Raw genomic sequence first — 23,983 nt, 5'->3', positions numbered from 1 at the left:
TTTGAACGTGCTGTATACCCGCTCCAAGAAGCGCATGCAGGTGTTCTCCTCGTTTAGCTCGACTGATGTAGTGGTGACCGGTACTTCCAGCAGAGGCGTGCAGGCACTGCGTGATTTTCTGCATTTCGCTGAGTCCGGCCGCATGCCGCACATCAAAGAGTCTGAACGTGCTCCCGACAGTGATTTCGAGGTGGCTGTTATTGAGATGCTGTCTCGTCATGGCTATCAATGCGAGCCCCAGGTTGGTGTTGCTGGTTTCTTCATTGATCTGGCGGTACGTGATCCAGGGCAGCCCGGTCGCTACCTGATGGGGATTGAATGCGACGGTGCGGCATATCATTCGGCCAAGTCAGCGCGTGACCGTGATCGTCTGCGTCAAAGCGTGTTGGAGCAATTGGGCTGGAATATTCGGCGCATCTGGTCCGTGGATTGGTTCCGTAATGCCCGTGTGCAAATCGAACCCATCCTTCAAGAGCTTGCGCGGTTACGAACTGAGCCGGTCGAAGAGGCCGAAGAGCTGATTGAGAAGCCTGAAGAGCTGGCAATCCAGCAGGTAGCCGACGAGCAAAACGAGCATGCCGAGCGCATCACCGTAGACGGTAGCCATAGCCTGCGTGAAAAGCTTATCTGGTTGGACCAGAAGGTGATTCGCCCTGAGCTGCCTCACATACCGGATAATCAGCGTTTGCTTCGCTCCGCCATGGTGGAAGCCTTGCTGGAGTTCATGCCAGAGGATCGGGCCGAGTTTCAACAGCTGATCCCTGGTTATCTGCGTACGGGAACCAATCCGGCGGAAGGCAAATACATTGATGACGTGCTCACCTTGATTAGTGAGCACGAATAATTTGAAGTCCCAGCAACGCGGGGGGCGCTGGAGTAGTAAATGACGGATATCCCCACCCTTCGCGAGGCACTCCTCGCGGTGGTGCCTGCCGATGGCAATACCATTGGCAACCAATTACTTCTAGAGCGTCTGCATGGACAGTTTCCGCTGCCGACCGAGGAGAAGTTTTGGATTGTTCGCGATGGGTTGATCGAAGAAGGTGGACCACGATCGCAATGCGGGACGTTCAATCTCTTATGTCCTTACGGCAGCGTCCATGATCTTCCAAGTCGAGACATGATCAACTGGACTGTAAGGCGGTAGTAATAACGTGTTGCTTCACTGTGGTTTTCCACGTAGTGGCTCAGAAACCATGCCAGATGTTTTTGCTGCCACGTCCACGGATTGTCTCGTTGCCAGCGATCGCTAATGGCTGCCTGGATGATCTTCGCTTGTCGAAGATGCCGAAGGCGGGTGGTGTGCGAGCCGACCAAAATTCCATTAAGGAACAGCTTCATGTCGAATGGTTTGCTCATCTCCTGCCCCCTATGTAGGCAGAGACCACATCGATCCTGCCATGCCCCAGTTCGTGGCTGATTTGTTGACGAGCTTTTTTATCGAGGGCTCGGTCTTGTCGGTAGCCATCGCCACCATTGATTGGGGCTAGATAACCGGTGATTCGTTCATAGCGTTCACAGGCATAGACCGCGCGCAGTTCGTGAAAACCCTTAAGGTTAAGGTTATGCAGGATGTCCCTCGCTGGACGTACCGTTTGCCATGTGAACTGTGCGTAGCTTTCATTACGTGCCAGCAGGTTACGGCTGCCGATGGGGGAGGCGTCGTGAGCAATCTGCAGCGCCGTTCTGACTTGTTCAGTCACCGCAATCCAGCGTGGTGCGGAAGCACCGGATCGACCGCCTTTGGTGCCGTCCTGAATGTTGATCCGACCAAACCTTTCCGCCTCACGTTGCAGTCTCGGCAGGTTGGCTAGTATCGCTTCACGAAGGCGCATGCCGGTTACACGAGCCAAGTGCACGATGGCGCAGGCACGGTGTAGCTGTTTATCGCTGAGCGCCTGAGTAATGCGCTCAATGTGCTGCCGATCCTGCCCTTGTGGCGCGACGGTGCGGATCGTCGAGCGCTGCCGCCCTAATGCCTGGCTCGGGCTCGGGACTTTCACATGCTGATCACCGCGCAGCGCCGCCAGTGTTCGGTTAACGCTGGACAACCGGTTTTGCGCGGTGGCGATGCGGAGGTCGCCGTGGTCGATTTGCTGGCGAAGGTACTGGACATAGTTGAGTAGCGTCTGCCGATCGATTTGCCGCGCATCGTTGTAGCCAGGGCCTTGCTCGGAACGGCACCACTTAACGAACGCCAGCCAACGATCACTGTGGGCTTTGACCGTGGCGAAATGGCCGCCGCCGAACAGATCCTTGAGCGCCTGCGGACCGGCGTAGCTCAGTTGGCGTCCATAACCAAAGTTGCGACCGTCACGCCTGCCGATCAGGGCCATCTTGGAACTCCTTCTCATGTTGGAGCAGGTAAGCCAGCAGCTCGCGCCAGTGGCAGCTCACGAGGTGTAGTTGGCCCCAGTCACTGGGACGAAAACACAGTCGGTTGTCCAAGCAGAACAACTTGGCACCTTCCTGGTGTAGGCGCTCAACCAGATCGCTGATGTGTGAGTTGTTCCCTTGGTTTTTGGCGACAGCGGCGACAGTGGCGACAAGCCCCGTGGTACCTGGCGTGGAGCGTGGCGACAAAGTGGCGACAGTGGTGGCGACAAGTTGTAAATGATGAGCGTTTTTCGCCTGGTCGCGCCGGTTGCGTAGGGCTTCATTGAGTCGAAACATGGCGCACCTCGAAGTGGTGTCCGTCGGTGCCCAGCCATTGATGAGTGATCAACTCGACCAGCAGGGCCAACGTGTGATGGCTGCTTTTGCGGGCGAAGCGCGGGCCGTTGCGCAACAGATCTCGAACCGTGAAACGGCACCACTGTTTTTCCTGCAGCCAACGCAGCAGCCGATCGGCTTCTTCCCGCTGGGTGTTGATCGGTTCCTGCTCGGTCAGCCGTTGGATCTCGGTCAGGTAGTAATCCATCAGCGAGGAAGCGCGCTGGATGTGGGTGACCTCGATCAGGTCGCTGTCTTCCAGTACCGCAAAGACGCCGGCGATCCGTAGCAGATTGTCCGCGGCCTTGGAGGCACTGGGGCGCACGTTGGCCAGTTCGTCGAACTCGCCCAGTTGGGTTTCGATAGTGTCGTGCAGGTTGATCCAGGTTTGCCGGGCCAAGCTTCTCAGGGGCAGGGCTTTGGGGTGTAACGCGCCATCGCTGCCAATTGCCCAAGGACGTTGTAGCAGGTCGGTGATTCGTTGGGAGTAGCGTTTGAGGTTGATGTCTTGGGTGAGATCCACCGGCTGGTAAAAGCGCTGTCCGGCCAAGCTCTGTGGCCAGGTGATCAGGCAGCGGGCGAAGATGCCTTGGCCGTTGAGCAGCGGATCCTTGAGCAGTTGTCCCGCTAAATATGGTTGCAGCATTAGATGCAGGCTCAAGCGTCGGTCGTAGGCGCGTAGGCTTTCTCCGGCCATGGAGCGAGAGCGATCGATGGGGTTGCCGTCCCACAGCGAGGACAGAGTGGTCACGGCCTTGAGGCGGTTGTCCCGGCTCATAGTGCTGCTGCCGAGGAATTGGCCGCCCTCATCGCTGAACAGCCCCATGCTGGGCAGACCCAAGCACAGGCTTTTGGTCAGGGCTTCGATGGTCGGTTCGCTGCTGATCAGCCTTGGTGCTACGGGCTCTGGCTCTATCTGGATTGGCGTGTCGGTGTGGCCATCGATCGTTGCCATCTGCTTCTGAGATTGCGCAAGTGTGGCGCGATAGCGACTGAGTTTTTCGCGGTAGGCCTGCCATTGCAGGCGTTCCCATTCGCGGGCTGGCTGCAAGGCCAGCTTATCTACCGCCGTCTTGCGATCACCGGAAGCCGCAATAGTGAGCAGGTACAATGACAGCGGATAGACCCGGCCATCCAAATGCACATTGGCATGCCCCTGAGTGGCCAAGGCCGAGGTGGCCAGCACCGATTGCGCCGCCATGGCCTGCGGCACACCCATCACTTCGGCCATGCGCTCGACGGCCGGTCCCAGCAGATCACCGAGGGCAGCCACCGGATAATCTAATGGCGTCGGGTTGGCCTCCAGCAAGGGTTGCGGCGGCAAGCTCCAAGTTGATTGCAGCATCATCTGTCTCCTGTTCAGCAGTTGTTTCCCTCACGCTCCCGCCATGGATGTTGAGTGTTCTCAGGGATAAAGGCCCCTGCGACCTGTGAGGGTGTTCACTGACGCGGAACGAACGGCTCTGTACGACCAAGAGCGCGGGCATTTCCCATGAATCTGGCCTCCTGAACGCATCCGAGGATGCGGGCGGGTGGAGGCTGCACCGGCTGACGGGGCCGGTGCCGCGAGATCATGGGCGGGAGGAGGGCATCATCGTTGCAAACGCGGCATGCCTGACTGTCAGTCAGGTGCAGCCTGTCCTGTGCTGCGGCACCGTCGCCAGCGTAAATGCGAGACGTGTCGAATCGGTTTTGTCACGCCGATTGTCACGCGGTGAAGTGCCGCAAAGCCCGATCAGACGTGGGCTGCAGCAGTGTGATGAGCGCCCGTCTCTTTCCAGAAGAAAGAGACGGGCGCAGTCTGGCGCAGCGAGGTGGGCCAAGGGAGGAGGTTGCTGCAGAGCAGAAGTGACGAAGCAGGCAGTCTGCGGCACAGACACACAGGAGGGGTAGGCATCCATCACAAGGGGATTGTGACCGTGCGAGCCACCGGACGCTGATCGCACTTAGGATTGAACCACCACTGTGTGGCGTAGCCTCGAAGGTTCGGGCTACCTGGGCTGGTGCTGTCAACGACAGCGATCCATGCGCCAGTATCTACGCCTGTGAATAAAGTCGGTCAAGCCTTTAACCGACGCCGGCGACAAAAGTGGCGACTGTCGCCACATGTGTCGCCAACCTCAAAGCCACGGCTGACGGGACTTGTCGCCAGTGTCGCCGCTGTCGCCAGTATCCTTACCAATTAGCTGTTCGGCGGTAGGAGGAGTCGCATGTCAACCCACCGTCGTCGTTCCTATGAATCCCACGGAGATGCGACGCATGCATAGCGCTTGAATGTCGTGGTGATCTTGATATCGCGAGGCTAAATCTCCGGCAGGCGGCGTGAGCAAGCTCACTTGGCCGGAGCTTTTTGAGTAAAACGCGAAGGACCAGACGTGTGTCTGGTCCTTCGCCCCTCATGCTTCAAAACGGGTGGGTGTGGGAGGCGGCGAAGATGATTTCAGATTGGCCGTGCGATGCGTGAACAAATGCCTGCGACTAGCCCATACCGATTCAGTTCCCTATACGCGATGCCCTGAAGGGTAGCCTTCTGAATTAGCGAACGGTTTAGGCTGATTAACTTAGTAACTGAGACAGCAAGCTGTTCGGCTTCTTCAAACCGAACAGCGTATCTTTCCTCTTCTTTGTCCGTTCCTCCGCAGACTTTCGGATGCGTTTGAAGAGCTCGCTCCCAAATCGCTGAATCATTGGTGTATTAAGGTTAGGGTCAAACCAATGGAATGCGCGAATGTCGGCGATATCAGTAGTCAGCTCACCCCACCGCCAGAAATCTAAGGGGGCTGACGAGCTGACTGCTTGAATCGACCAAGTTTTCGCCCAAGTGTTGCGGTTGTAAGCAAAGCGGGCGTGTTCGGCGACTTGGCCTAAGAATCCAGGGCCCCAGTTACGAGCAAGGAGGGGGGATGATCCAGTCTCGTCATTCCGCAATCCTTCGACCATCAACGCCCGCGCGACGCGACCAGGAATGCCGGACTCTACTTCGCGTTGGATCCAGTTGAAAAGCCAGCGTGCGTGCCCTGCCGCTTCCGCAGCAAAAACCAAGGCCTCAAGGTCAGCATCTGTCGCTGCGCTATCAAAAGCCCTTTCCTTCAGCGCTGATAGGGCCTCGGCATCGCGTCCGGCAAACAAGGCTGTTATTTGTTGTGGAATGCGGGCATCCCCCACCACAATTGTGACGGGGCTTTGTGCGTCCTTGACATGGATTAGCAAAGCCGCAGCGGAATCAGGGTTAGTATCGGCCAACGCTTCCGAAAGACCCAAAGCGAAATTGCGGATAGTTGACAGCCGCTTCTGATCGGTCTCCGCGAGAATGCGACCGACCCAAGCAGCAGTATTTTCGGGAGCTAGCGACGCCAACCTCTTCAGAGCAACTAAGTCTGGTTCGCGAGCGAGTGCTTGCGCCCTCTCAATCTCTAGCCGTCGGAGATATGCGTCAGATTCTTCACGAAGCGCTTTTTGTCGGTTGGTGTACTCGTCAATACCCTGCCTAGGTCCCTCAGATTCGGTCGCAAGGTTTCGTAGCGCGTCGAGCCCCTGTTCGCGATCCTCATCCGCACGATCTTCCACATACCGACAGGTCTCTTGACCGCTTCGACCAACCTCAAGGAACAATCGACCGAGTTCTGGTTCCGGGGCTTGAATAGGGAGGAGAAGGCGCTCGATTGTCAGATCCATCTCAGTTACCAACCGGTCATCGAGGGCTCCACCAAGCTGTTCAGCCGCGAAGCCAACAAAGCCTGGGGCGATCAAGGCTGTGTCGCCATGACGTTCGAGTGAAACGATCGCGGCGGCCACGGCTCGTGCGCGCCAGAAGGCCTCTTCGCCTGCTTCAATGCAGAAGTCGCCTTGTTGTGCAGCAGCAATGATCCGTTCGTCGAGCACTGTGTCTCGGGCAACATAAGCAACTTCGGATGCGTAGGTAACGACGAGAGGATCGTCGTGCGTTAGAGCTCCACCCAATATGTCACGGCTCTGATTGGTCAGTGCTGAGCAATGAGCCGAGGCGAAAAACAATACCCTCCTGAGACGAATCGGATCAGATTCTGTCTCGGATAAGGCTGTTTCGAGTTCGGCGGCATCGAGAGCCTTGAATACATCGCGGAACGTGTACCAGTCGCCGACCTCTGTTGGAAGATCAAGATACAGTTGGAGTTGTTCATTTGCCGGAAAATGCGGGAGAAGGCTTAGGAGAATAGAACCCGTTACATGGTTTTTATCAGCCTCGTCTATCAGTTCAGGTTGCAGCACCAGTCGCTTGTAGCCATTGAGGACAGAGGTAAGAGTCTGAGTGTCAAACAGTGGACTAACCCGTTGTAGCCGCCAGCTTAGCTGACGCAAAGAGAGCTGACTTCGTGTTTCCATCGTGCGCGCTGTGGTGCGCAGTAGTGGGATGATCGCATCAGCTTCGAATCTGGCCAGCCCGGCAGTGATCCAGTCCAATTCAAGGTCTTCTTGATTCTTGGAGAACTGACTCCATACATTCGCTGGAGCTATCGCGTTGGCTGCTTGGATTGCATTGCCGAGGTTCGACGGGCGGGCTGACGAAGGGTCGAATGGATCTGTGGCGCAGTAGTTCTCGACGCGACGCCGTCGCTCGCCTAGCGGACGAGGGCTCAATCGATCTGCTTCCTCAGAAGAGGCAACTGTGCCAAGGACGCGCAGCGCAATCGCAGCAGCTTTCCGACTTACGTCAGAGTGTGGTGCGTTAAGCAGGGTCTCGATAGCGGCGCGTAAATTGCGTTCGAAAGCAGGGAAGTCATTTCTGTTCAGTCGAACAGCCCAGCTTAGTTCAGCCTCGGCGCGCTGAAAATCTCCGGTGAGCGACCAGGCGAAGGCCCAACCCAAGACACCTTCGGCAAAAGCCACTTGAGGCCGGCCCGCCATCAGAAGTGCCGCTGGAAAGTCCAACTGCATGGCCTCGGGTGCATCCACCTCCTCGCAAGACCTTGCAAGAAAGTCTTTTTCGACAGGCGTTAGGTGATTGAGCTTGTCTGAGATCCGCGCCGCATGTTCATGGAGGCGAGAGTCCTCTCCTTCGTTCCGAGCGCCCATTCGTCGTGGAGTTCGTGACCAGCGCGCGAGCCACCTCCCAATACGAGGCTCCACTTTCAATTCGACTCGTGGACGGTCTCTAGAGTTAAGAATCGCCCCGATTAACCACTGGCGTCGCCGAGCGTTTGTGTGCTCGTCAAAGCTGGCTTCGGTGGCGTCCAGCACCCCTTCAGGGCTGGCGATGGCATAGGCGGTAAGCGAGTCATATGCAGAGTCCGGAATATTTTGAAGATCTAGCCAGGCTGAGATCAGCGCCGCACGAGCCTTGGGCGGATAGTTCTCCTCGAAGCATGCGATTCCTGCGGCAGAGCGTAATGCCTCGCCTACGAGATCAAATCCTTGAACTTCCTCGACGATGCTATCAATCACCTCGGCTGGATTACGGCCCGATTTGCGAAGTTCGTCCTGCAACTCGCGAGCGACCAATAGGCCCAAGGCGAAAGGGACCGTGTCGGGCTTGAACTCGTAGAATCCTTCCTGATCTTCAACGACCCTAAGAAACGCGCCCTCTTCGATATCCGTTAGGTCGTGCTCGACTGAACGCCCATCGCCACGCTTAGCTGCTCCAGAATGTTCGCGCCAATCGTCGCGGTCGAATTGAATTCCTGGGTCTTCGAGAAGAGCTTTGGCATGAGATCTGAGCAACTTGTCGAAATCGCGAATGTTGTGAGCTATCAGATCCCCGCGTTCTTCGAGGCGTCGCCTCCAGTATTCCAGTAGCAGCCGTTCGATGGTGAGTTCATCGACCTGCGCTGAAAGGCGGTCCAGCAGATCGAGAGCAACCGAGCAAATGCGTGGATTGCGTATGAAAGTGCGTACACGCTCCGGGATGGTCTCGATGCAGATACCTCTCTGTAGCAGAAGTTCGTCTAGCTCCTCCGGCTTGTAGTCTCCGACCTTGACCGGCGTGACTGCGACGCCTGCCAGGCGTGGTGCAACTTCGCGATCCCAGAACCGCTCACGGCAGGTCAGGAGTAGGCGACCACCAAGCTTGTTTACCTCAGGGGTAAGCTTCACGATGGTATCGGCCCATGGCATGCCGCTTCTCTCGTTTAGCCCGTCGAGGACCACCAGGAAACGGAATTTTCCGGCTACTTGAATAGGTGGGTGATCTTGCCAGCGGTGTAACCGTCGTAGCCAACGCTTAGACTCCTCGCCCAGATCGCCCCCACTCTGTACGGCAATTAGCTTAGCTAAGGTCTTCAGCGGCTCCTTCGGTTCGATCAAATCAGCGACCTGCGTGCCGCCGATGACTAGGATGGGCTGGTCTGACGTTGTCACCCACCAGCGTGCGGCTAGCCAAGATTTTCCAGCGCCCTCCGGCCCAAGAATGGCGATGCACCCCGGTGCCTGCTGTATGGTTGAAAGAGCTGTATCTAGCGTCGATTCAATGGAGGGGCGAACAATGGCGGGGCGGCTGCGATCTAAAACTGTCAGGTATTGACCGAACGCCTGCTGCGAGGCAATGCGCTCCGAAAAGACCTGCTCACACCAAACTCGGTTCGCCTCTGCAAGTGCTGCGAGGCCAGAATATCCGGCGCTTGCATCTTTTTTTAGCTGATCACGAGCAAAAGCGAAGGCTGCGTCGGCCGCAACGTTCGCAAGTGCCGCATCAATCTTTGACGCAGTCGCAGACAACGTATGCTGTTCACACCATTGTGCGACCTTCGTTCGACTGGCTGCTAGAAGAACTGCCAATCGTGGGAGCGGCGTTTCCGTCCAGTCCAGCATTAGAAGACTGATGCCGCGATCTTCCAGCATTTGTTCGAGCTTTATAAGGACCCCGTCGCCCATTTCCGAAGTTGCACAAAGAGCCCAAAGGTCGACGTCGGAGGCGAGTTCATGCGCCGCAATCCAAATCTTTCCTGCAATGTCCTCAAGTCTGAGCGAATCTCGGTAGCGTTTTGCTTCCATCGCTATTGCGAAGTGAGCGCGAGGGGTCGTGGCGTCACGTCCAAACTGCGAGCCGCTCTTTGCGAGCCGGAATGTCAGCTTGGTCAAATCAGCGAGAGCGGTGGCGATAAGTCCTTCGAACCCACCAGGGCCGGCTGGCTGCAGCTCCAAGAGTTGATTACGTAAATCAACCAAAGATGCGTGAAGGTCTTTGCCGTTGATAGGTGATTGAGTCACGAGTCGTCTCGTCGTTGGTTGGGGAAACCCCATGGCTACTGAAGGGGGGCACACCGTTGTCAAACGGCCTTGGCGGGCCACAGCTATTGAGATGTTATCAACGTCACCGCAAATGATTCAAAGGAGACTTGCCATCCTGTACCGCAAATCGGTTATCGCCAAGGCGATAGGCGTTGTTGCCCGCGTCAAAGGCATGACTGAGCCGGCCCGTAAGTCGGGACTTTCTCGAGAATTGCTTTATCGCTCATTTAGCGAAAAGGGAAACCCGACTTTGAAGACCATGCTGGCCGTGATGCACGCCATGAGCGTGGATATGACCGATCGAGCGCATGTAGGGTCGCGATGGCCTAGGCAGGTATGGACGTAGCGTACTGCGCCCACAGCTCCATCAGCCCTCGACGTTTATCGAAGAAATCAGAGCGGGAATACGCACTTTCTGTTTCATCTCGCTCATCATGAGCCAGCGCCAGCTCACAGATTTCTCGAGAAATATTGGTCTGCTCGCCCGCCCAGTCGCGGAAGGTTGAGCGAAAACCGTGGCGGGTGATGCTTTCATAGCCGAGACCGTGCAACAGATTACGGATACCGTTGGCGTGCATGACACCGCTTCGGCCGCGACCTGGAAACAAGTATGGGCTCTCGCGGCCGAGCCTCGGGAGATTCTTTAGCAGTGAGACGACCTCGGGGGCGAGTGGGATCGCGAAGGCCTGACGGGTCTTCATTCGTTCGTCGGGTAAAGACCAGCGGCCAGCCTCAAGGTCAAACTCATCCCAGCGTGCAAATCGGACCATGTGTGAGCGGGCACCGGATAGGATCAGCAACTGAGTCGCGATAGAAACGTGGCTGGGATCCTTGTGCAGGATTTCCATGAGTTTTGGTAGGTCCTGCCATTTCAGTGCCGGGTGATGTTGGCGTTTGCGAGCTTTTTTCTTTTCGTGCCGACTGAGGAGATTTTCCAGATGACCGCGCCAGCGAGCAGGATTCTCTCCGGTCCTGAGGCCTCGTGCTCTTGCGGCGTCGAGTATTTGTTCGATTTGCCCTCGAACCTCATCAGCCGTCCGCGTCTTGCTTGACCAGAGTGGCTGTAAGGCCTTGATCAGATGTTTGGTCTCGATTTGGTCAGCTGATAGCGTCCCTATGGTAGGGAAAGCATAGAGCTCGAGTTTCCTCAGCCAACCCTTGCGCCATTTCTCCGACCAGCTTGATCCATGGGCGTCTCGGTAGTCAGTGGCCAGCTTCTCGAAGGTAATCAGCAGCGCCAGTTCCCGGCGTGCGGCTTCCCGCTGAGCGGCTTGTTCAGCCTGTCGTTTCGCGAGTGGATCAGTGCCATTGAGGATAAGCACTTTATTTTCATAGGCGGTTGCGCGGGCTTTTTTCAGGTTGAGCTGAGGGTAACTCCCCAGACCCATCTCCCTGCGTTTGCCATTCAATTGAAAACGAAGTACCCAGGTTTTTCGTCCTGAAGGTTTCACCAAAAGACGAAGCCCGTCACCGTCTTCGTACGTCCCAGCCTCAACCAAATTTTTGACTTGATTGGCGGTCAGTTTGCCCATTTTTTCGCCCTCTGTTCCCCCACTTGTTCCCCCACTTACGCGTGGAACGCCTCGGATCAAAACGGAAGTCACAGGAACGAAAATAGGCTGAAACCCTTGATCTAGCAAGGCTCTTGCGGTTTTCAGTAGATGAGGGTGGCTTTCAAAAAAGCATTAAAAAGCCGGCTTGTGGCCGGCTTCTCGGGGACTGGCTTGGTTTATTTTTGGTAAACCGCGCCAGCCTTCAAAACGTACACCCGGATCTTGCGTCCGGCTGTGGGACTTGGCGAGAAAGTGATCTGCCTTGTCGGTGCGATCTGAGCCGTGGAACGGGTCGATGCGCAAATGTGGGGCGCAGCATACTGATTTTTTTGAGGAATTCCCAGCGGGAAGTGCCGGGTAGAGCGATGGGGTATTTGTTGGCAGGAGAGTTTCTGTAGGGCCGGGCAGTTGGGTTTCGGGTTGATTGCCAGAATCGCAGCCTTCGGCAGCTCCTACAGGGGCCTGCATTTCCCTTTCCCACCGTAGGAGCTGCCGCAGGCTGCGATCTTTTAACGCTTAGAGGAAGGGCACCGACGGCCGGCGTTTGTTGAGCGTCGACCACCAGAATACCCACCCCAATACCCTGATGTTTTGCTTGTCGATCTGCTCGGCACTGAAGATCTCGTCTGGATACTCGGCTTTGTTATAGCTGCGCAATCGCAACGCATTCCCCGGCATCCGGTGCAGGTATTTGATCCGCAACATCCCGTCATGCTCGATCGCATAAATTTCCCCATCAATAACCTGCGTCAGCCCACGGTCGATCGCAAGCGTCGAGCCATCTTCAATCTTTTCGCCCATGCTGTTGCCGATCATGTGGGTACAGATAGCGTCAGCGTGCTTGATTTCCAGAGAGTCGAGGTGGCTGCGAGGCAGGCGGATGGATTGGCTGGGGTCTTTGACGACGTGGGTTTTGTTGGAGCCCGGGGCGGTGGCTGTTTCTATATAGAAGGGCAATTCGACGTCGATGGGCTCGATCACCGTGTAGATGCCGCGGATGGCCTGGGCGTCGAAGGTGTTGCCGGACTCGTCGAGTACGCGCAGGCGTGAGGACTCTTTCGGGCCTTCGCCGGTTTTCAGCCAGTCGCTGTTTACAGAGAGTAATCTGGCGACCTCTTCCATGCGGTAGGCGGGCACACCTCGGGTGTACCAGTTGTGGATATTTTGCGCTTCCGTGTCGAAGAAAGCGGCAAATCCAGTGGTTGTGATTTTCGCTGTTTCGAGGAGTGCTTTAAACCGTGGGCCGCTAGTGTTCTTTTTCATAAACACGAGTCTACTGGCGCAGGACGGGGGTTTGAATAAACGATCCGTTCAAATTTCGAGGGAAATTTAAGACTGGATGTAAGGCGCTTTTAGTGGAAATTAAACGAGAAAAAACCAATGCCCCCAAGCGTTAAGCGACCGGTTTAAAAGAGGCTTTGCAAGCGCGCACAAAAAACCCCGGATCAACCGGGGTTCTTCTTCAAACGTCGCAGCTAGAAGCTTACCGCGGCTTCTCAGCCTTTATAGGCAGCAACCGACTTGGTGATCGCGTCGCGGGCGGCATCTGCGCCGGCCCAGCCTTCGATCTTGACCCATTTGCCTTTTTCGAGATCTTTGTAGTTCGCGAAGAAGTGCTCGATCTGCTGAATCAGCAGCGGAGGCAGATCGGTGTATTCCTTCACGTCGACGTACAGCTGGGACAGCTTGTCGTGTGGAACCGCGATCACTTTGGCATCGCCGCCGCCGTCGTCGGTCATGTTCAGGATGCCGACTGGACGCGCGCGGATTACCGAGCCTGGGGCAACCGGGTAAGGGGTTACGACCAGCACGTCGAGGGGATCACCGTCGTCGGCCAGGGTGTTGGGGATGTAACCGTAGTTGGCCGGGTAGAACATCGGGGTGGCCATGAAACGGTCAACGAACAGGCAATCGCTGTCTTTGTCGATTTCGTATTTGATCGGCGCGTGGTTGGCCGGGATCTCGATCGCGACGTAGATGTCGTTCGGCAGGTCTTTGCCAGCCGGAATCTTGCTGTAGCTCATTGGGCGGTGCCCCCGTTAGTTGACCAAAAAAACTTGGCCGGATTGACCAAAAAGTGGCGGCGATTATAGGCATATTCTGCCACCGTTGCCATGCGCCAGAGGTCGTGTAGACCTTAGTCGTGTGCCTGATAGACCGGGTTTTCAGCCAGAAGTTGCCGTAGCCGGGCCAGCGGATCCTGCCGATAAAACAACTTCAGCTGCTCATAAACCTGTGGATATGCCTCATGCAGCAAGTCCGGGGCGCTGAAGAAATATTCGCTGGTGACGGCGAAGAACTCGGCGGGGTTTTCCGCTGCGTACGGGTCGATGGCGGTTTCGGCGTCGGGGTTGCGGTCCAGTTGCCGGTCGAGGTCGTCATAGGCTTCTTGCATGATTCTGGCCCAGTCGCTGACGCGCATATCGGTATGCAGCGGGGGCAGGCCATTGGCGTCGCCGTTGAGCATGTCGAGTTTGTGCGCGAGTTCGTGGATCACCAGGTTGTAGCCTTCCCAGCCACCGCTGGCCATTACGCCGGGCCAGGCGAGGATGATCGGACCTTGCTGCCAGGCTTCGCCGCTGTGTTCGCCGTCCCATTCGTGTTCAACGCCGCTGGCATCGCGATGGCGCTGGGGGCTGAGGAAATCGTCGGGGTAGAGGATGATTTCGTGAAAGCCCTGATACCAGTTCAGATCGCCCAGATGCAGCAGCGGCAATTGGGCCTGGGCGGCGAGCAGCAGGCGTTGCTCCTGGTGAAGCTCGACGCCGGGCAGGGCGGTCAGGTGTTTGTCTTGCAGGAACAGCACGCAGGCTTCCCGCAGCCACTGGTCTTCGGCTGCGCTGAGGCCATCGAGAAACCTCAAGTGATGGCGCACCCGTTGCCACATGTCGTCGGCAATCGGATGCCTGGCCAGGGTGCGCTGGCGTCGCCAGGCGCTAAGGGACCACATCGTGAGTCAGCGGGGTTCGGCTTTGGACGCGGCATTCCCGAGGCGGCTGCGGATCACGCTGATGATCATCGGCAGCAGCGACAGCAGGATGATGCCCACTACCAGCAGTGACAGGTTCTTCTTGATGAACGGTACGTTGCCGAAGAAGTAGCCGAGGGTGACCAGGCCGCCCACCCAGAGGATGGTGCCAAGGATGCTGAAGGCAAAGAAACGCGGGTAAGGCATTTTGCCAACACCGGCGACGAACGGGGCAAAGGTACGGATGATTGGCAGGAAGCGCGCCAGGGTCACGGTTTTGCCGCCGTGCTTGTCGTAGAAGTCGTGGGTTTGTTGCAGATAGTCGCGGCGGAATATTTTCGAGTTCGGGTTGCTGAACAGCTTTTCGCCGGCGGTGCGGCCGATCAAGTAGTTGGTGCTGTCACCGAGAATCGCCGCCAGCATCAGCAGGCCGCCCAGCAGCACCGGGTCCATGCTGCCACCGGCCGCCACGGCGCCGGCGATGAACAGCAGGGAATCGCCCGGCAGGAACGGCATCACCACCAGACCGGTTTCGCAGAAGATCACCAGAAACAGAATGGCGTAAATCCATGCCCCGTAGTTAGTTACCAGCAAGTCGAGGTAAACATCGAGATGCAGGATAAGGTCGATCGGGTTGAAATCCATGGAAAGCACCTGTGGTGATGGCCCGACTCTGCAGGCCTGTGCGGATGGCTTCGCGTAAGACTACAGCTAACTGTGATTTTTCTTACGAGCCGGAAGAATGGGCATTATACGGGGAGAGAAGTGAAAAACGCCTCGAGTTTGTAGCGGGGGATGTCGATGGAACGATCATAGGTCTGTTGGCATTGCACAATCTTTGTGGCGAGGGGGCTTGCCCCCGTTGGGTTGCGAAGCGACCCCTAAACCAGGTAGTCACGGTTTTTCAGATACACCGCATGCTCAGGTTTTACGACGGCTGCGCCGCCGAACGGGGGCAAGCCCCCTCGCCACAAAGGCCCCAGTGCTTACAGCTCCTCACTGATCGGCAACACGTAGTTCTTGAACTCGGTGTCTTCCCTGAACCCGATGGATTCGTAGGTTTTCTGCGCGACTTCGTTGTTGCTGCTGGTGGAAACGCGCATGCGCACGGCATTGGTTTCCTTGGCCATTTTTTTCGCGGTACGGATCAGGTTGTCGGCCACCAACTGGCGGCGGGCGTCTTCAGCGACGTAGATATCGTTGAGGATCCACACGCGTTTAAGCGAAAGAGACGAAAAGCTCGGGTATAACTGACAGAAACCCATCAGTTTGTTGTTGTCGTCATCGGCCAGGGCCAGGTAGATCACCGATTCCTTGCGCCGCAGGCGTTTCTCGAGGAACGCCCGGGACGAGTCCGGATACGGCAGGGAACCGTAAAACTCACGATATTTGACGAACAACGGGGTCAGCAGGTCGAGGTGTTCGAGGGTCGCTTGAATAATCCGCATGGTAGGTCTCGTCTTCAAGTGGCTGTCTTACGTGGTGACGGCGACGGGAAACCCTGGCGGCCGTGCATCGATCCTGCCTGAAACCTGAATAGAAACGCAATGCGGAAACGGTTCAGGTATCCGACGGGCTCAGTAGGAAATTACCTTTCATATCTGCACCAATGTCCGACTCCAGCGTCTGAACCTGGGCTTCGTCCTTCAGACTGACCCCCGATAACTGCCGCCGACAGGCTTCGCGCATTAAATACAGCAAGCGGTGTGCCGCCATGCCGTAACTCAAGCCTTCGAGCCGAACATTCGAGATGCAGTTGCGATAGGCGTCTGTCAGTCCGACTTTGGGATTATAGGTGAAATACAACCCCAGGCTGTCTGGCGAGCTCAAGCCCGGGCGTTCGCCGATCAATATGACCACCATCTTCGCGCCCAGCAGTTCGCCAATCTCGTCGGCCACTGCAACTCGGCCTTGTTCCACCAGAATCACCGGCGACAGGGACCAACCCTCAGCGGCTGTCTGTTCTTCCATGCGCGCCAGGAACGGCAAGGTATGGCGATGAACGGCCAATGCCGAGAGGCCATCGGCCACCACAACGGCCAAATCGATCCCGCCAGGATGGCTCAGCGCGTAGTCGCGCAGGATCTGCGCCGACTCATCACTCAACTTGCGCCCCAAATCGGGGCGCTGCAGATAGCTGTTCCGGTCCGTGGCGGCGCTGTGCAACAGCAAACTCTCACGTCCACGCTCGGCCAGTTGCGAACTGAGCCCCCTGTGGTCGAACGGCAGGTGCACCGCATCCCGGGCCTGTGCATGGGCGTACTGAAAATCCAGCTGTGCGCTGGTGGGCATACTGGTGCCTGTACGACCGAGGGCAATACGTGCGGGGGTCAGGCGACGCAGTTCCAGCAATGGGTTTTGCGGATCGACAGGTGGTTTATCCATCTCAATACTCATCCCAGTTGCGCCATGGCTTGGCGGAAGGCCGGCGGGAGGTTGTCGCCGAAGTGAATTTTGCCGTCTGTCTGGGTAAAGATGCCCATGTTCGCCAGCCAGTTTTCAAACTCTGGCGCCGGTCTCAGGCCCAGGGTTTTCCGGGCATAAAGGGCGTCGTGGAACGATGTGGTCTGGTAATTGAGCATGATGTCGTCGGAGCCGGGGATGCCCATGATGAAGTTGATCCCGGCCACGCCCAACAGGGTCAGCAGGGTGTCCATGTCGTCCTGATCGGCTTCGGCGTGATTGGTGTAACAGATGTCGCAACCCATGGGCACGCCCAGCAGCTTGCCGCAGAAGTGGTCTTCGAGGCCGGCGCGGATGATCTGTTTGCCGTTGTAGAGGTATTCGGGGCCGATGAAGCCTACGACGGTGTTCACCAGAAACGGTTTGAAATGGCGTGCCACAGCATAGGCGCGGGTTTCGCAGGTCTGTTGATCGATGCCGTGATGGGCGTTGGCCGACAAGGCGCTGCCCTGGCCAGTCTCGAAATACATCAGATTCTGGCCCAACGTGCCGCGATTCAGGCTCAAGCCAGCGTCATAGCCTTCCTGCAAGACGTTTAGGTTGATACCGAAACTGGCGTTGGCCGCTTCAGTGCCGGCGATCGACTGAAACACCAGGTCCAGCGGAACGCCGCGATTCACCGCCTCGATGGAGGTGGTGACGTGGGTCAGCACGCAGGCCTGTGTAGGAATTTCGTAACGCTGGATGATCGCATCGAGCATTTTCAGCATGGCGCAGATCGAAGCGATGCTGTCGGTGGCCGGGTTGATACCGATCATCGCGTCACCGTTGCCGTACAGCAAGCCGTCGAGAATGCTCGCGGCGATACCGGCCGGTTCGTCGGTGGGGTGATTGGGTTGCAGGCGTGTCGAGAGCCGGCCGCGCAAGCCCAGAGTGCCGCGAAATTTCGTGACCACGCGGATTTTCTGCGCCACCAGCACCAGGTCTTGCACGCGCATGATCTTCGACACGGCGGCGGCCATTTCCGGGGTCAGGCCTGGGGCGAGGGCACGCAGGCTCTGTTCGTCGGCGGCGTCGCTGAGCAGCCAATCGCGAAAGCCACCGACAGTGAGGTGGCTGACCGCTTTAAAAGCCTGTTTATCGTGAGTGTCGATGATCAGCCGGGTGACTTCATCGGCCTCGTAAGGAATCAGTACTTCTTGTAGGAAGTGAGTCAGCGGGATGTCAGCCAGGGCCATCTGCGCAGCCACTCGCTCGCCATCGTTGAGGGCGGCAACGCCGGCCAGAAAGTCCCCGGAGCGCGCCGGGCTGGCCTTGGCCATGACATCTTTGAGACTGTCGAAGCGGTAGGTCTGGGCGCCGACGGTATGGGCAAATACGGCCATGGGCGGTGTCCTCCTGATTCAATAAATAACTCAAATGCACCGCTGCCCCCTGTGGGAGCGAGCCTGCTCGCGATCGCTGTGTGTCATTCAACACATGTTTTGGATGTCAGACCGCAATCGCGAGCAGGCTCGCTCCCACATGGGAACTGCGTGCACTTCAATATGGCAGGCGCCGGGAATCAGCCCGGCGCCGGTGCAACTCAGACGCCTTCGAGCATCGCATCCGCCGGCGCATCGGAACGCTGCTTGGCCGTCAGTTGGAAATACAGGTAGCCGGCCGCCATGAACCCGAGGAACACACACCCGATCAAGGTGTTGAACCACGCCATCGCCACCAGGCACACCACGGCCAGAAACAGCGCGATCCCCGGCACGATAGGGTAGCCCGGTGCGCGGAAGGTACGCTCCAGGTTCGGCTCGGTTTTACGCAATTTGAACAGGCTCAGCATACTGATGATGTACATCACGATGGCGCCGAATACCGACATGGTGATCATTGCCGCCGTCAGCGTCATGCCCTGCAGGTTGACCAGGCCGTCGCTGTAGATTGCCGCGATGCCGATCACGCCGCCCGCCAGAATCGCCCGGTGCGGCGTCTGGAAGCGCGACAGCTTAGCCAGCCCTTTGGGCAGGTAACCAGCGCGAGCCAGGGCGAAGAACTGCCGCGAATAGCCAAGAATGATCCCGTGGAAACTCGCCACCAGGCCGAACAGGCCGATCCAGACCAGCATGTGCATCCAGGTCGAATCGTTGCCGACCACCGCTTTCATCGCCTGAGGCAGCGGATCGTTGATGTTCGACAGTTGACGCCAGTCGCCGACACCGCCCGCCATCACCATGACGCCGATGGCCAGGAACACCAGGGTCAGAATGCCACTGACGTATGCCCTGGGGATCGTGCGTTTCGGGTCCTTGGCTTCCTCGGCGGCCATGGCGGCGCCTTCAATGGCGAGGAAGAACCAGATCGCGAAAGGTATTGCCGCAAAGATGCCGGGGATCGAGGCCATGGTGAATTCGTTGGTACCCGACCAACCATTGAGCACGAAATTGCTGAAGCTGAAGCCCGGTGCGACCACGCCCATGAACACCAGCAACTCGGCGACCGCCAGCACGGTGACCACCAATTCGAACGTGGCAGCGATGCTCACGCCGAGGATATTCAAGCCCATGAACACGAAATAGGCACCAACAGCAGCGATCTTCGGGTCAAGTTCCGGGTATTGCACGTTGAGGTAGGCGCCGATGGCCATGGCAATTGCCGGTGGCGCAAAGACGAATTCGATCAGGGTCGCAATGCCGGCGATCAGTCCGCCTTTTTCACCGAAGGCCCGGCGGCTATAGGCAAACGGCCCGCCAGCGTGGGGAATGGCGGTGGTCAATTCGGTGAAACTGAAGATAAAGCAGGTGTACATCGTCGCCACCATCAGGGCGGTGACGAGAAAACCCAGGGTCCCTGCGGTGCCCCAGCCGTAACTCCAGCCGAAGTATTCGCCGGAAATCACCAGGCCGACGGCAATACCCCATAGGTGCAGGGTGCCGAGTGTGGGTTTGAGCTGTGTAGTAGAAGTCATAAGTCCTCTCTGTCTTTTTTATTGTTTGATCTGTTGGACTTTCGGGTATGGCATTTATGTGTGGAGCAGGCACGCAAAGCCCATGCCAGACAGGCAGGGCGATGATTGGTGTGTCGTTGAGGACGCCATCGCGAGCAGGCTCGCTCCCACAGGGTCAGGTGGTGAATCAACTTTCGGGGGTTGACCCAAATCCAATGTGGGAGCGAGCCTGCTCGCGATTGCCATCTGAAGGGCGACACCGAAACATCGGTATCGCCCCCGGTTTTTAGAAGAAGCCCAACGGATTGATGTCGTAGCTCACCAGCAGGTTTTTGGTCTGCTGATAGTGGTCGAGCATCATTTTGTGGGTTTCACGACCGACGCCGGACTTTTTGTAACCACCGAACGCGGCGTGAGCCGGGTACAGGTGATAGCAGTTGGTCCACACACGACCGGCCTTGATGGCGCGGCCCATGCGGTAGGCGCGGTTGATGTCGCGGGTCCAGAGGCCGGCGCCCAGGCCGAACTCGGTGTCGTTGGCGATGGCCAGGGCTTCGGCTTCGTCCTTGAAGGTGGTGATGCTCACCACCGGGCCAAAGATTTCTTCCTGGAACACGCGCATTTTGTTGGTGCCCTTGAGCAGGGTCGGCTGGATGTAATACCCGGTCGCCAGGCTGCCCTCGAGTTTTTCCACTTTGCCGCCGGTCAACAACTCGGCGCCTTCGCCCTTGGCGATTTCCAGGTACGAAAGGATTTTGTCGAATTGCTGCTCGGATGCCTGGGCGCCGACCATGGTGTCGGTATCCAGCGGGTCGCCACGTTTGATTTGCAGGACTTTGTTCATGACCACTTTCATGAACTCGTCGTAGATCGACTCTTGCACCAGGGCGCGGGACGGGCAGGTGCAGACTTCGCCCTGGTTGAAGAACGCCAGCACCAGGCCTTCAGCCGCTTTCTCGATGAAAGTCGGTTCGGCTTGCATGATGTCTTCGAAGAAGATGTTCGGCGACTTGCCCCCCAGCTCCACGGTGGACGGAATGATGTTTTCGGCGGCGCATTTCATGATGTGCGAGCCGACCGGGGTCGAACCGGTGAAAGCGATCTTGGCGATGCGCTTGCTGGTGGCCAGGGCTTCCCCGGCTTCTTTGCCGAAGCCTTGCACCACGTTGAGCACGCCGGGTGGCAGCAGGTCACCGATCAGTTCCATCAGCACGGTAATGCCCAGTGGCGTTTGCTCGGCCGGTTTAAGGACCACGCAGTTGCCGGCGGCCAGGGCCGGGGCGAGTTTCCAGGCGGCCATCAGGATCGGAAAGTTCCACGGAATGATCTGCCCGACCACGCCCAGAGGTTCATGGATGTGATAGGCCACGGTGTTGCCGTCGATCTCGGCGGCGCTGCCTTCCTGGGCGCGGATGCAACCGGCGAAGTAGCGGAAATGGTCGGCGGCCAGCGGGATGTCGGCGTTGAGGGTTTCGCGAACGGCCTTGCCGTTGTCCCAGGATTCGGTGATCGCCAGCACCTCCAGGTTCTGTTCGATGCGATCGGCGATTTTCAGCAGGACCAGCGAGCGTGCCTGGGCGGACGTGGCGCCCCAGGCATCGGCGGCGGCATGGGCAGCGTCCAGGGCCTTTTCGATGTCTTCGGCTGTGGAACGCGGGAATTCGGCAATAGGTTGGCCGTTGACCGGCGATGTATTGGTGAAGTACTGACCTTTGACAGGCGCGACGAACTCGCCGCCGATGTAGTTACCGTATTTGCTCTTGAACGAAACGATAGCGCCTTCAGTACCGGGGTGAGCGTAACGCATGGTGATTTCTCCTTGGCTTTTGTGCTTATAAGGGAGGACGCGCTAAAGCGCTGCATTAAGCGTAGAGCAAAGGTCGGGCCACTGCGCTGCAGATCAGGTAAATCAAGGCCTTGCGTGTTTTTTGTCGGACGAATGGGCAGCGTTTGTGACGCTTGCGGTACAGCCCCTGTGACACTTTGTACCGTTTGTGGCACGACCTGTGACTTAGCGGTCTTGCCAGCATTGCAATGCTGGCCAGGCTGGAGGATGCTCGGTGCTCATATGACTAAGTCATAAGGATCTACACCTTTGATGGCTGCCGCATACCCCTGTAGGAGCTGCCGAAGGCTGCGATCTTTTGATCTTGAAAAAATCAAAATCAAAGTCAAAAGATCGCAGCCTTCGGCAGCTCCTACAGGGGAGGGTGTAAACCGCTCGGGGAGAATAATAAGAAATGCACGATAACCATTTGAGTCGCCATGCCCAGCAAGTGCTGACCGTGACCCAAGGCAAATCCCACCTGCACGGTCCCGGCAGCGATCCGTCCATTGCCCGTTCCTGGCTGCGTTGTCTTGAGGATTATCACCTCGACCCGGCCCTGACCATGGCGCCGACGGTGCTGGAGCATGGTCGTGTGCTGGAAAGCCGCGAACGTTTGCAGCAAGTGCTGCAGATCGCCGGCACCGAAATGACCAGCCTACACCAGCAACTTTCCGGCGCTGGCCACGCGGTGCTGCTGACCGATGCTCGCGGGGTGATCCTCAACTGCGTCACCGCGCCCACCGAACGGAAGATTTTCGAGCGCGCCGGCCTTTGGCTTGGCGCCGACTGGAGCGAAGCCTGCGAAGGCACCAACGGTATCGGCACCTGCCTGGTGGAGCGCCAATCCCTGACCATCCATCAAGACGAACATTTTCGGGGGCGTCACACCGGCCTGACCTGCTCGGCGAGCCCGGTGTTCGATCCGCACGGCGAGCTGCTGGCGGTGCTCGACGTGTCTTCGGCGCGTCACGAGGTTTCGCGGCAGAGCCAATTCCACACCATGGCCTTGGTCAATCTGTCGGCGAAGATGATCGAGAGCTGCTATTTCCTGCGTTACTTCGACAATCAATGGTTGCTGCGTTTTCACTTGCAGGCCGAATCCGTCGGGCTGTTCAGCGAAGGGTTGCTGGCGTTCGATGGGGAAGGGCGGATCAGTGCGGTCAACCAGAGTGCGCTGAATTTGCTGGGGCATATTCGTGGTGGGCTGTTGGGCAAACCGGTGGAGGCGTTTTTCGACTGCTCGCTGGATGAGTTGCTCGGCCGTGCGAGCGCCAATGCCAGCGCCAGTTGGCCATTGCGCACCCGTGACGGGCGGCGGTTGTTTGCCGTATTGCGCGGGCAGCCGCGCAGTATTCCGGTGCCGGTGGTGCAAAGCCCGATGGTTGCCGAGCGCCCGCGCTTGTCAGGCATTTGCCTGGGCGATGCCGCGTTGCAGGAGGATTTCCGAAAGGCCTTGCGGGTGTTTGAACGGGACGTGCCGTTGCTGATCAATGGCGAAACCGGCTCAGGCAAGGAAGCTTTCGCCAAAGCCGTGCATCAGGCCAGTCAACGGGCAGCAAAATCTTTCGTTGCCCTCAATTGCGCGGCGATCCCCGAAAGCCTGATCGAGAGCGAGCTGTTCGGCTATCGCGGCGGCAGCTTCACCGGTGCCCGCAAGGAAGGCATGCGCGGCAAGCTGCAGCAGGCCGATGGCGGGACTTTGTTCCTCGATGAAATCGGTGACATGCCGCTGAGCATGCAGACCCGGCTATTAAGGGTGCTGGAAGACCGTCAAGTGGTGCCGATTGGCGGTGAGCCGGAATCGGTCAATGTGCGGATCATCAGCGCCACCCACCGCAATCTGCTTGAACGGGTGCAGGACGGCAGCTTTCGCGAAGATTTGTATTACCGGCTCAATGGGCTGGAAGTCGCATTGCCGGCGTTGCGCGAGCGTTCTGACAAATCGCAGTTGCTCGACTTTTTGCTGGCCGAAGAGGCGGGCGGGGAGACGGTGCTGATTGATGCTCCGGCGCGGCAGGCCTTGCTGGATTTTACCTGGCCGGGCAATGTGCGGCAGCTGCGCAATGTGCTGCGAACCCTGGCAGCGTTGTGTGACGGCGGCCGGATCGGGTTGGAGGATTTGCCGGCGATGATTCGCCAGGCTCGACCGGTGACGGCGTCGGCGGTTGAAGAACCGTCCGAGTATCCCCTGGACGATGCCGAGCGTTTGGCGTTACTGACTGTGCTGGAACAGCAGCGCTGGCATATGACGCATACCGCTGAACAGCTGGGCGTCAGCCGCAATACCCTCTACAGAAAGCTGCGCAAACACGGTATCGCCCGCTCTGTCTGACTGATTGAGTCCTGTGGCGAGGGAGCTTGCTCCCGCTCGGCTGCGCAGC

At 57.8% G+C, this 23,983-nt stretch carries 17 protein-coding genes and 1 pseudogene; 3 read left to right on the top strand and 15 right to left on the bottom strand.

The genetic code is table 11. The features are described from left to right. The first annotated feature begins 7 nt into the window (after positions 1-7). Complete coding sequence (locus tag ACZ89R_RS14340) at positions 8-844, top strand: hypothetical protein (protein WP_429547855.1); 837 nt, start codon at positions 8-10, stop codon at positions 842-844. A 242-nt stretch (positions 845-1,086) separates the two neighbouring features. Here the strand turns inward: ACZ89R_RS14340 and ACZ89R_RS14335 are convergent, their stop codons facing one another. The 5 genes from ACZ89R_RS14335 to ACZ89R_RS14315 all read right to left on the bottom strand — a co-directional run bounded on the left by ACZ89R_RS14335 (position 1,087) and on the right by ACZ89R_RS14315 (position 9,894). Further along, entirely contained in the window at positions 1,087-1,359 is a 273-nt protein-coding gene (locus ACZ89R_RS14335; RefSeq protein ID WP_274074429.1) for a hypothetical protein, read from the bottom strand. Further along, positions 1,356-2,336: an integrase domain-containing protein gene (locus tag ACZ89R_RS14330; RefSeq protein ID WP_429545438.1), complete on the bottom strand. Its 981-nt coding sequence runs from the start codon at positions 2,334-2,336 to the stop codon at positions 1,356-1,358. Before ACZ89R_RS14330 ends, ACZ89R_RS14335 begins: the two co-directional genes overlap by 4 nt. Further along, positions 2,314-2,673 carry a hypothetical protein gene (locus ACZ89R_RS14325; RefSeq protein WP_274074431.1) on the bottom strand — a complete coding sequence of 120 codons (360 nt, stop codon included), beginning with the start codon at positions 2,671-2,673 and terminating at the stop codon, positions 2,314-2,316. The genes ACZ89R_RS14330 and ACZ89R_RS14325 overlap by 23 nt, the downstream gene beginning before the upstream one ends. Continuing rightward, entirely contained in the window at positions 2,657-4,057 is a 1,401-nt protein-coding gene (locus tag ACZ89R_RS14320; RefSeq protein WP_274074432.1) for a YfjI family protein, read from the bottom strand. The genes ACZ89R_RS14325 and ACZ89R_RS14320 overlap by 17 nt, the downstream gene beginning before the upstream one ends. Positions 4,058-5,268: 1,211 nt before the next feature. Continuing rightward, positions 5,269-9,894, bottom strand: a complete 4,626-nt coding sequence (locus tag ACZ89R_RS14315; protein WP_429545439.1) for an NACHT domain-containing protein — start codon at positions 9,892-9,894, stop codon at positions 5,269-5,271. A 154-nt stretch (positions 9,895-10,048) separates the two neighbouring features. Between ACZ89R_RS14315 and ACZ89R_RS14310 the strand changes: the two are divergent. Then, positions 10,049-10,261 (top strand): annotated as a pseudogene (locus ACZ89R_RS14310) (addiction module antidote protein); the annotation flags it as partial. Here ACZ89R_RS14310 and ACZ89R_RS14305 read toward each other — a convergent pair. From ACZ89R_RS14305 to exaC, 10 genes are all read right to left on the bottom strand, one after another. Further along, on the bottom strand, positions 10,242-11,447 hold the full coding sequence (locus ACZ89R_RS14305) for a tyrosine-type recombinase/integrase (protein ID WP_429545440.1): 1,206 nt from the start codon (positions 11,445-11,447) through the stop codon (positions 10,242-10,244). The pseudogene ACZ89R_RS14310 and the gene ACZ89R_RS14305 sit on opposite strands and share 20 nt — an antisense overlap. A gap of 537 nt (positions 11,448-11,984) precedes the next feature. Continuing rightward, positions 11,985-12,731, bottom strand: coding sequence for a S24 family peptidase (locus tag ACZ89R_RS14300; protein WP_429545441.1), 747 nt, complete (start codon positions 12,729-12,731; stop codon positions 11,985-11,987). 233 nt (positions 12,732-12,964) lie between these two features. Further along, on the bottom strand, positions 12,965-13,492 hold the full coding sequence (gene ppa / locus ACZ89R_RS14295) for an inorganic diphosphatase (protein ID WP_008052339.1): 528 nt from the start codon (positions 13,490-13,492) through the stop codon (positions 12,965-12,967). A 113-nt stretch (positions 13,493-13,605) separates the two neighbouring features. Next, complete coding sequence (locus ACZ89R_RS14290) at positions 13,606-14,418, bottom strand: M90 family metallopeptidase (RefSeq protein ID WP_429545442.1); 813 nt, start codon at positions 14,416-14,418, stop codon at positions 13,606-13,608. 6 nt (positions 14,419-14,424) lie between these two features. Further along, a complete protein-coding gene (locus tag ACZ89R_RS14285) occupies positions 14,425-15,081 on the bottom strand; it encodes a DedA family protein (RefSeq protein ID WP_192345302.1) in 657 nt (218 codons plus the stop codon). 341 nt (positions 15,082-15,422) lie between these two features. Beyond that, the gene (locus ACZ89R_RS14280; RefSeq protein ID WP_095633937.1) at positions 15,423-15,884 is read right to left on the bottom strand and encodes a GNAT family N-acetyltransferase; all 462 of its coding nucleotides are present in this window, start codon (positions 15,882-15,884) and stop codon (positions 15,423-15,425) included. A gap of 112 nt (positions 15,885-15,996) precedes the next feature. Further along, positions 15,997-16,821 (bottom strand): ethanolamine ammonia-lyase subunit EutC, encoded by an 825-nt coding sequence (eutC, locus tag ACZ89R_RS14275; RefSeq protein WP_429545443.1) that lies wholly within the window; start codon positions 16,819-16,821, stop codon positions 15,997-15,999. An 8-nt stretch (positions 16,822-16,829) separates the two neighbouring features. After that, positions 16,830-18,224: an ethanolamine ammonia-lyase subunit EutB gene (locus tag ACZ89R_RS14270; protein ID WP_429545444.1), complete on the bottom strand. Its 1,395-nt coding sequence runs from the start codon at positions 18,222-18,224 to the stop codon at positions 16,830-16,832. Positions 18,225-18,424: 200 nt separating this feature from the next. Continuing rightward, positions 18,425-19,795, bottom strand: coding sequence for an ethanolamine permease (gene eat / locus ACZ89R_RS14265; protein ID WP_429545445.1), 1,371 nt, complete (start codon positions 19,793-19,795; stop codon positions 18,425-18,427). A 265-nt stretch (positions 19,796-20,060) separates the two neighbouring features. Next, positions 20,061-21,581 carry an acetaldehyde dehydrogenase ExaC gene (gene exaC, locus ACZ89R_RS14260; protein WP_052967093.1) on the bottom strand — a complete coding sequence of 507 codons (1,521 nt, stop codon included), beginning with the start codon at positions 21,579-21,581 and terminating at the stop codon, positions 20,061-20,063. 433 nt (positions 21,582-22,014) lie between these two features. Here exaC and ACZ89R_RS14255 point away from each other — a divergent pair, with 433 nt between their 5' ends. Then, on the top strand, positions 22,015-23,934 hold the full coding sequence (locus tag ACZ89R_RS14255) for a sigma-54-dependent Fis family transcriptional regulator (protein ID WP_429545446.1): 1,920 nt from the start codon (positions 22,015-22,017) through the stop codon (positions 23,932-23,934). Positions 23,935-23,983 lie beyond the last annotated feature (49 nt).

The organism is Pseudomonas sp. TE3728 (genome assembly GCF_056279145.1).
This window is presented reverse-complemented; position numbering and strand designations above follow the sequence as displayed.